The sequence below is a fragment of the Streptomyces sp. NPDC017890 genome (assembly GCF_044328675.1).
In the GTDB taxonomy this organism is placed as follows: domain Bacteria; phylum Actinomycetota; class Actinomycetes; order Streptomycetales; family Streptomycetaceae; genus Streptomyces.
Genome location: NZ_JBIRHU010000032.1, coordinates 63,026 through 72,104 on the forward strand (window position 1 = coordinate 63,026; position 9,079 = coordinate 72,104).

Genomic DNA, 9,079 nt, shown 5'->3' on the forward strand with positions numbered 1-9,079 from the left:
TTCCGCGACCACCCGGCAGCTCCGAGAGCCCCATCGAGCCGGGGCCGGCCGTGACCTGACCCTCGGCCGGCCTCACCCTCCCACCAACCCGCCGGCGGCGTGTCGTACAGCCGCCATGTCAGTCAGGAGAGCCGCTGTGAACCGACGAACGTTCCTGTCCGCCGCAGCCTTCACGGCCCTGGCCGCGAGCATGGCCCCCGCGGTCACCGACCGAGCGGCCGCCGCGCCGGATTCCGCCGCGCAGGACCGGGCCGCCGCACTCCTCGCCCGCATGACGGCCGACGAGAAGGAGGCCCTCGTACGCTGCGACTTCGCCGCCGTCGCCCACCTGGGCGTCCCGGCCCTCACCATGGTCGACGCCTCGGCGGGGCTGCGCGGCGAGACGGGCGTCACCGCCTTTCCCGTCCCCGTGGCCCAGGCGGCCACCTTCGACGAGGCGCTCGCGGGCCGGATCGGCGAGGCCATCGGTACCGAGGGCCGGGCCAAGGGCTACAACAACGCCCTCGGCCCCACCATCGACCTGACCCGCACCTGGCACTTCGGCCGTCAGGCCGAGGCCATGGGCGAGGACCCGGTGCTCGCCGGACGCCTGGGCGCCGCTCTCACCGTGGCCATCCAGTCCCAGCACATGGCGGCCACCCTCAAGCACTTCGCCGCCTACACCCAGGAAGTCGACCGCTTCTTCATCGACACCGCGGTGTCCGACCGAGCGCTTCACGAGTACTACCAGGCGCCCTTCCGCCGCGTGATCGCCGCCGCCCCGGCCACTTCGGTGATGATGGCGTACCCGAGGATCAACGGCACCTTCGCGACGCGGCATCCCGGCCTGTTCGACGACCTGAAGAAGGGGATGGGCCTCCAGGGCTACACCGTGCCCGACTTCTGGGCCGGGGACGACCAGGTGGCCGCCGCCCGGGCGGGCATGGACCTCGCAGGGCTCGGCCCAGGCGCCGTCCGGATTCCGGCGGGTGCCCTCACCGGCGGCGCGATACCGGCCGCCCGGCTCGACGACGCGGCCCGCCGCGTCCTCGTCACCATGTTCGCGAACGGCCTCTTCGACCACCCCGTCCCCGCCCCCGCCCCCGCCGGCAACGTCAGCACGCAGGCACACAGGGACCTGGCGCACGAGGCGGCCGTCGCCTCCACGGTGCTCCTCGCCAACCGCTCCGCCGCTCTGCCGCTCACCAGCGCCGTGAAGTCGCTGGCTGTCATCGGTCCGGCGGGGGCCGACACCTTCACCGGGGTGTCCGGCTCCACCTACGTCGACCCCGGTACCTGGACCACTCCCCTCGACGCGATCCGGGCCCGTGCCGGAAGCTCGGTCGAGGTCACGCACGCCCAGGGAACCAAGGGCGACCTCCCCCTCACCACGGTCCCCTCCACCGTCCTGCGCACCCCTGCCGGGGCGGCCGGTCTGACGGCGAGCTACTACGCCGGGGCCGACGGCACCGGCACACCGGTCACGACCCGCACCGACGCGACCGTCGACTTCACCGCCGCCCCCGTCGAGGGCCTGCCGCAGGTGTGGTCGGCCAAGTGGACCGGCACACTGACCCCGGCCACCACCGGCCTGCACCGCTTCTCCCTGCTGCCGTCGGGGACGACCTCGCTGAAGATCGACGGCAGGACGGTCGTCTCCGGCACCCGCCAGATGGCCCGCTTCTTCCTCGGCCCCTACGACTACCCGCTCCAGGGAACCGCCGGCCTGACCGCCGGACGCGCCGTCACCGTGGAGATCACCTACAACAACGCCACCGCGGAGCCCGGAACGTGCGGCCTGGCCTTCGGCTGGCAACCCGAGTCCCTCATCCCCGCCGCTGTGACAGCGGCCCGCGCGGCCGACGCGGCTGTCGTCTTCGTCAACCGGGTCGCCGGCGAGGGCATGGACCACGACGGATACGCACTGCCCGGAGACCAGGACCAGCTCATCGAGGCCGTGGCCGCCGCCAACCCGCGCACGATCGTCGTACTCAACACCGACGGCCCGGTCGCCACCCCGTGGCTGAACGACGTGGAGGCCGTGGTACAGGCATGGTACGGGGGCCGCGGTGCGGGCACCGCCCTGGCCGCCGTCCTGTTCGGCGACAGCGACCCGGCCGGCCGCCTCCCGGTGACCTTCCCCGCCGACGCCACCCAAGGCCCGGGCACCACCCCCGCCACCTATCCCGGCGTCAACGGCACCGTCTCCTACGACGAGGGCATCGCCGTCGGCTACCGCTACTACGACGCCAGGAAACAGGAACCCCGCTTCCCCTTCGGACACGGCCTGTCCTACACCACCTTCGCGCACGGCTCCCTGGAAGCCGTGTACGACCCGACCGCCAAGAAGGTCACTCTCACCGTCACCGTCACCAACACAGGCCGGCGCCAGGGCACCGAAACGCTCCAGGTGTACGCCACCCTGCCCGGTGCGGCAGCGGCGGAACCGCGCCGCCTGGTCACCTTCCAGAAGCTCACGCTCCCGCCGGCCGGGTCCAAGCGGGTCAGCCTCACGGTCGCCGCTCAGGACCTCGCCGTCTGGAAGTCGGGCACGTGGTCCCTGGTCCCGGGGACGTACGCCTTCGCGACCGCACGCTCATCCCGCGACCTCACCGCACAGCGCACCGTCACCATCGGCTGACCGTTCCCTGGCACGCACCCCGCCCGCGTGACGCTTCCACCCAGGGGGGCGTCACGCGGGCCTCCCCACCGGCCGCCACCCCGACCGCCCAGGACGGCGGTACACGAAGCCACACCTCTCTCCTCGTCCGGAGCCCACCCGTGCCACACCCGTCACGACTCCTCGTCCATGTTCTCGCCGTCGCGCTCGCGGTCTCCTCGACCGCCGGATGTGGCGCGTTCGGTGGATCCGACGACCCGCCCACCGGGCTGTCCGTCATGGCCAACGTCACCGACAAGTCCGCCATGGACAGCGTGGTGGAGGCGTTCCGTCGCCACCACCCCGACCTACGCGTCACCGTCTCCTACGCCGACACCAACGTCCTGCAGAAGCAGCTCCCGGACAAGCTCCGTGCCGGTGAGGGCCCCGACGTGTTCACGGTCTGGCCCGGCAGCGGCAACCCGGCCTCCGTCTCGGCCCTCGCGAGCGAGGATCTCCTGGAAGACCTCAGCCTGCGCCGGTTCAACCTCACCATGCCGATGGGCGTCAAGCCCGTCACAGACGTGGACGGCAGCACCTACGCGGTACCGGTGAACTTCAGCGCGATCGGATCGGTCTACTCGACCGAAGGCCTCGAAGCCATCGGCGGCACGGTGCCCGAGACCTGGTCCGAACTCCTCACCCTGTGCGACACCGCTCGTGACGACGGCAAGGTGCTCTTCGCCCTCGGCAACAGCACCCCCTGGGTCAGGCAACTGGTCCCGTACGCTCTCGTGGCGACGACCGTCTACGCCGACCGACCGGACTTCGACCGGGACATGGAGTACGGGAAGGAGTCGTTCACCCGGTCGCGGTGGCGGACGGCGCTGCACAAGTATCTGGAGATGGAAGAGCGCGGCTGCTTCAGCGCCGACCACCTGAACACCACATACGAGGACACCCTCGACCAAGTGGCGTCCGGCCGAGCGGTGGGCGTCATCCAGATCGCGAGCACACTGTCCGCCGTCAGGGCCGTCGATCCCGACCTGGACCTGCGCATGACGGCACTCCCCGCCACCGACGACCCTGACGAGACCCGCATGCCCGGGGCCGTGTCGGCCGCCTATGGCCTCAACCCCGACAGCCTCCACCGGCGGGACGCCCTCGCCTTCATCGACTTCCTGGGTTCCGAAGAGGGACAGAACCTGTACAACCGCTCAGGCGCGACCCTGCCGGCCATCCCCAACACGTCCTTCGCCGTGGATCCGGCCGTCAAGGAAGTCGCCGAGCGGCAGAAGGCCGGTACAACGGTTCCGTTCATGGACCAGCGCTGGCCGAACTCCGCCGTCCAGCAGACCCACTTCGCACAGATTCGAGCCCTCGTGGCCGGCACCGCTGACGTCGACGAGGTGCTCACCGCACTCGATCACGCCTACCAGGGCCGTAGTTGACGCAGCGTCTGCCGGCCCTCCTGCGAGTATGCTCGCCGACCGCATACGGACACGGCAGCACTTACCAGCCCTGCGAGGGGGGGGCGGTGCGTGGTTGCCTGCCGTGGGGTCGGCTACTGTGTCCGCGCGGCCGCGTCGAGCACGGGCGGCGTGAACGGACACGGAGGTGCGCGACGGTGACGGACCCCGAGGCCGCCACCGGGCACCGGAGCGGCACCGGCCGTGCCCCCGTTCCCGCCCCGCGCAGTCGCGCGGCCGATGACCCCCTGCTCACGCTGCTCGGTCTCGGGGCCGACGAGGACGCCGTCTACCACCTCCTCGTCGACCGGGCGGACAGCGAGCCGGCCGATCTGGCGGGCCGGCTCGACCCGGCACAGATCCAGCTCGCGTTGAACGCCCTGGTCGAGCGCGGACTCGCCAGTGTGCACCGAGAGCAACCCGACGGCCGGCCCCGCTATCGCGCCGCCTCCCCGCTCCTGGCGCTCGGTCCGCTGCTCGAAGCCCGCCGCACAGCCCTTCACCGAGCCGAGTTCCTGGTCACGGATCTCGCCGAACGGCACCGCATGACCCAGGTGCGCGGCTCTGGCGCACCGGTCGAAGTACTGTCCGGGGCCACCGCGATACGCCGCCGGCTGATCGCCATGCAGCAACGGGCCCGGCGCGAGGTGTGCGCCCTCGTGCCGCTGCTGACGCACCCGGCCGCGATCAGCGCCGTGGACAACTTCGACGTGGCGGAACGCGACTCCATGGCCCGCGGCGTTCTCCAGCGCTCGGTGGTGGTCCGCGAGTACCTCGAACAGGGCGGCGGTGACGCGGCCCTGCTCCGGCAGCTCGTCTCGCGGGGGCAGCAGATCGCCGTCGTGGACGAGGTGCCCATCAAGATGGTCATGGTGGACCGTCAGGTGGCGCTGCTTCCCCTCGATCCGGAGCGCGACGAGACGGAGCCCACGGCCCTCGTCGTGCACCGCAGCGGCTTGTTGACCGCCCTGGTGGCCCTGTTCGAGAGATGCTTCGCCGAGGGCACCCTGATGCGCGCCTTCGACGACGGGGGCCCGGCCGGGGACGGCGCCGGCCGGGCAGGCCAGGGGGACGGGATCGACGCCCTCGACCGCCGGATCCTGACCCTGCTGCGGGTCGGACTCACCGACGCGGCCATCGCCCGTCAAGTCGGCGTGGGACACCGCACCGTGCAGCGCAGACTCAGCGCCCTGATGCGACGGACGGGCGCGACGACCCGGTTCCAGCTCGGCTGGCACACAGCCCGGACCGACTGGCTCGACTGAGCCGCCAGGGTGGCGTGTCTGCGCCATGGCGTCTTCGCGCCGTGCGGCGTCCCTTGCTCCCCTTCCGACCGTGGCGAACCATCAAGTGCGTTGCACCACGACGCCGTTGAGCATCGGCGTTCCGTATGCGATGTGGAGGTTCGCGTGAGGAAGAGACCCGTACACCGTGCCGTGGCGGCCGGTGTCGTGAGTGCCGCCTGCGGTGCGGCATTGCTGGCGGCCCCCAGCTGGGCGGCCGACTCGCCGGCCGACGGCGACGCACCGGCCCCGGTGGCCCCCGCCATGACGCAGAGTCTCGACGACGCACCGCGCCCGGGCACCCCGGCGCAGGCGGCGCGGGCCCACCTGAAGGCGCACCAGGACGTCTACAAGGTCCCCGTCTCGGACCTGAAGACGCTCGGCACCACCGAGGACGGGGACCAGGCCGCCGTCCGCTTCCAGCAACGGCACCACGGTGTCCCGGTGTTCGGTGCCCGTTACGCGGTGCAGACCGAGGGAGCCGGGGCGAAAGGGCGGCATGTCACCTCGGCCACCGGCACGCTGTACACGGACCTGACGGTCTCCCCCACCCCCGACGTCGACGAAGCGGCGGCGCGCAAGCGCCTGTTCACCCTCGACCCCGGGCTGGCGGGCGTCGAGGGCCGACGGACCACCGATCACGGCCTGGTCGTGCTGCCCGACGCGCAAGGGGGGCGACTGGCCTGGCACTTCACTGTCACCGGCGGCCGCAAGGACGGCACCCCGGTGCGCCAGGAGTCCTACGTCGACGCGCACGTCGGCGCGCTCGCCCTGTCGTACGACAACATCGACGCCGCCGACGCCTCCCCGGCCACCGCCACCGGCGTCCGGGTCGACGGCAGCGAGGCCACCCTGAACGCCGACCGGCCGAAGGACGGCACCTACACGCTCGTCGACTCCAGCCGCCCGATGTACGCCAGTGCCGGCGGGCAGATCCGCACCTACGACGCCCAGCGGGCCAACTACGCCGACCTCGCCGGCGGACCGGTGCCCGACTCCGTACCGCTGGTGACCTCGACGACCGACCGTTTCGACGGCGACCACACCGCCTCCGGCGCGGTCGACGCCCACGTCAACGCCGCCAAGGTGTACGAGTTCTTCAAGAACGAGATCGGCCGCGACGGCATCGACGGCAAGGGCGGAAGCATCCACTCGGTGGTGAACGTCTCCAGCGGCGGCAAGGACTACGCCAACGCCTTCTGGGACGGCTCCAAGATGGTCTACGGCCACATGGACGGCGTGCCGCTCTCGGTCGGTCTGGACGTGGTGGGCCACGAGATGACCCACGGGGTCACCGAGCACAGCGCGGGGCTGGTCTACCTCAACCAGCCCGGCGCCCTCAACGAGGCGATATCCGACTACTTCGGCAACGCCATGGAGGTGAAGGACAAGGGCGTCGCCATGGACGACCCGGACTCCGGCCTCGTCGGCGAGTACCTGTGCAACGGCACCAAGCCGCTCGAGGAATGCGCCCTGCGCGACCTCAACGACGGCCGCAACGCCCAGCGCGACTACGAACCCATCCCCTTGGGCATCGACAACGGCGGCGTGCACTACAACTCGACCATCGTCGGCGGGGCTCTGTGGGACCTGCGCAAGAGCATCGCCCCGGAACTCGCCGACCGGATCGTCTACCGTGCGGCACAGAACTACCTCACGCCGCTCTCCGGCTTCACCGACATGCGCAGCGCCGTCACCCTCGCGGCGAAGTCCCTGAAGGTCTCGCGCGCCGAACTCGCCGCGGTGGGCGAGGCGTTCGACGGGCACGGCATCGTGCAGGGCTGGGAGTACAAGGGCGGCACCCACGACGGCACCACGATCGCCCGCGACGTGCTGCCGGCGTACGAGGTGTACAGCGGCGTGGACGAGCAGGCCGCGCAGATCAACGGTGACGTGTACGCCATCAGCCACGGTGACGCCATCGCCTGGGACCGCGGCTCCGCCGCGTTCGGCATCATCGTGGGCCGGTTCGGCAAGCCGCACAATCGCGAGGTGGCCGAGGACGACGCCTACCTCCTGGACCCGTCGCTCGACGACGACCGCATGGTCTTCACCCGCATCAGCGCCGACGGCATCGGCATCTACCGCACGGGTGCGAAGGGCCAGGGAGCGATCAAGAAGCTGGTCGACGAACCCGACGCCGACGAGACCGAGCCGGTGACGGAGAACGGCGCGCTCGCCTACGTTCGCACCACGGCCGACGGCGAACAGGACGTGATGCTGCGCGGCGCGGACGGCCGGACCGTCAACCTGACGCCGGAAGCCGGCACCAGGGCCTCGCGCCTCGCCATGCACGACGGCACGGTGGCCTGGGCCGGCGGCGTCGACGCCACGTACCTGAACGTGTACGACATCGCCGGCAAGTCAACGCAGACCAAGAGGATCGGCGGCTGGCTGCTGAACTCCCTGTCGGACATCCAGCTCACCTCCGACCGGGTCTTCTACCGAGTCTCCGGCGGATTCCTCTTCCCGATGACGAACATCGGGTCTGCGCCGGCCTCCGACCTGTCGCAGATGAAGAACCTCAAGTTCCCGTCGAGCCTGGCCCTGGCCCAGTTCTCCGTCACGGACGACTACCTCGCCTACTCCACCTACGACCTCTGGGGCTCCCTCGGCTCCTGGACCGGTCCCGGCAAGGTGAAGGTTGCCAAGACCGCTGACGTCGTGGCCGGTGAGGCCGCCTTCGGCCAGGTCTCCTGCTCGTCGGGTGCCCAACTGGCGCCCTCCCTCGGGGACGGCCGGCGCATCGCCTGGCTGGACACCTCCGCCGCGGCCACCGACGTGGTGACCCGGCCGGCCTTCGCGGGGACCTGCGAGGAGTAGGGCCACAACGGACTCGGTGCTCGCCTCGGCATCCCGCCCCCGACCGGAACCGGTCGGGGGCGTTGCCGTCCCGGCTCACGAGCCACAGGGCCCCGCCTGCCCGCGTCCCCGCTGCCGGCCGGCGTCCTGCTGTACTCCGTCGTCGCCGTCGGCCTCGGGCAGCCCGCGGTCATCCCCCCGCAGGAAACCGCCCGCCACCTGTGGACCGCGCCCACCGGCAAGTCGTCGGCGAGGTACGGCGGTGTCCGCAGGGGACGGAGCACACGCGGGTCACCGCTTCAGGAACTCCAGCAGGTCCTGGTTGAAGCGTTCCTTGTCTCCCGGCACCAGGGCGATGCCGTGCGAGCCGCCCTCGTAGACCTTCAGCTCGGCGTCCGCGATGAGCCGGGCGGACTTGCGGCCGGTGGCGTCGATCGGCACCACCTGGTCGTCGTCGCCGTGCACGACGAGTGTCGGGACGTCGAACTTCTTGAGATCCTCGTGGAAGTCCGTCGTGCCGAAGGCGTCGACGCAGTCGACACCGCCCTCGATGGTCTGTGCCATGGCCATGTACCAGAAGGCGTCCTTGTTGCCCTGGGTGACCTTGTCGCCCTCGCGGTTGGCGGAGAAGAAGCCGACCGCGGTGTCCTTCCAGAACTGCGAGCGTTCCTTGAGGATGCCGGCCTTGATGTCGTCGAAGACGGACTGCGGGACGCCCTCCGGGTTGTCGGGGCCCTGCAGCATCAGCGGTGGGATGGCGGACAGCAGGACGGTGGAGCGGATCCGTCCGGTGCCGTGGCGGCCGATGTAGCGGGCGAGTTCGCCACCGCCCATCGAGTGCGCCACGAGCGTATGGATGCCTTCGGCAGCGCCGACCGACTGGCCGGCTTCGCCGGCCTTGCCCCACGGCCTCGCGACTCCGGCCGCGTCAGCGGCAACCTGCGCAG

General features: G+C 71.2%; 5 protein-coding genes. 4 read left to right on the plus strand and 1 reads right to left on the minus strand.

The features are described 5' to 3' along the window. Window positions 1–136 precede the first annotated feature (136 nt). From ACH4F2_RS32000 to ACH4F2_RS32015, 4 genes are all read left to right on the plus strand, one after another. The gene (locus ACH4F2_RS32000; protein ID WP_398136249.1) at window positions 137–2,620 is read left to right on the plus strand and encodes a glycoside hydrolase family 3 protein; all 2,484 of its coding nucleotides are present in this window, start codon (window positions 137–139) and stop codon (window positions 2,618–2,620) included. Window positions 2,621–2,760: 140 nt separating this feature from the next. Further along, the gene (locus tag ACH4F2_RS32005) at window positions 2,761–4,029 is read left to right on the plus strand and encodes an extracellular solute-binding protein (RefSeq protein ID WP_398136250.1); all 1,269 of its coding nucleotides are present in this window, start codon (window positions 2,761–2,763) and stop codon (window positions 4,027–4,029) included. A 176-nt stretch (window positions 4,030–4,205) separates the two neighbouring features. Next, window positions 4,206–5,312 carry a helix-turn-helix transcriptional regulator gene (locus tag ACH4F2_RS32010; protein WP_398136251.1) on the plus strand — a complete coding sequence of 369 codons (1,107 nt, stop codon included), beginning with the start codon at window positions 4,206–4,208 and terminating at the stop codon, window positions 5,310–5,312. A gap of 144 nt (window positions 5,313–5,456) precedes the next feature. Next, entirely contained in the window at window positions 5,457–8,153 is a 2,697-nt protein-coding gene (locus ACH4F2_RS32015; RefSeq protein WP_398136252.1) for a M4 family metallopeptidase, read from the plus strand. 270 nt (window positions 8,154–8,423) lie between these two features. On the opposite strand, the gene ACH4F2_RS32020 is transcribed toward ACH4F2_RS32015, so the two are convergent. Further along, window positions 8,424–9,079, minus strand: a 656-nt coding sequence (locus ACH4F2_RS32020) for an alpha/beta fold hydrolase (RefSeq protein WP_398136253.1), incomplete at its 5' end; no start/stop codon positions are given.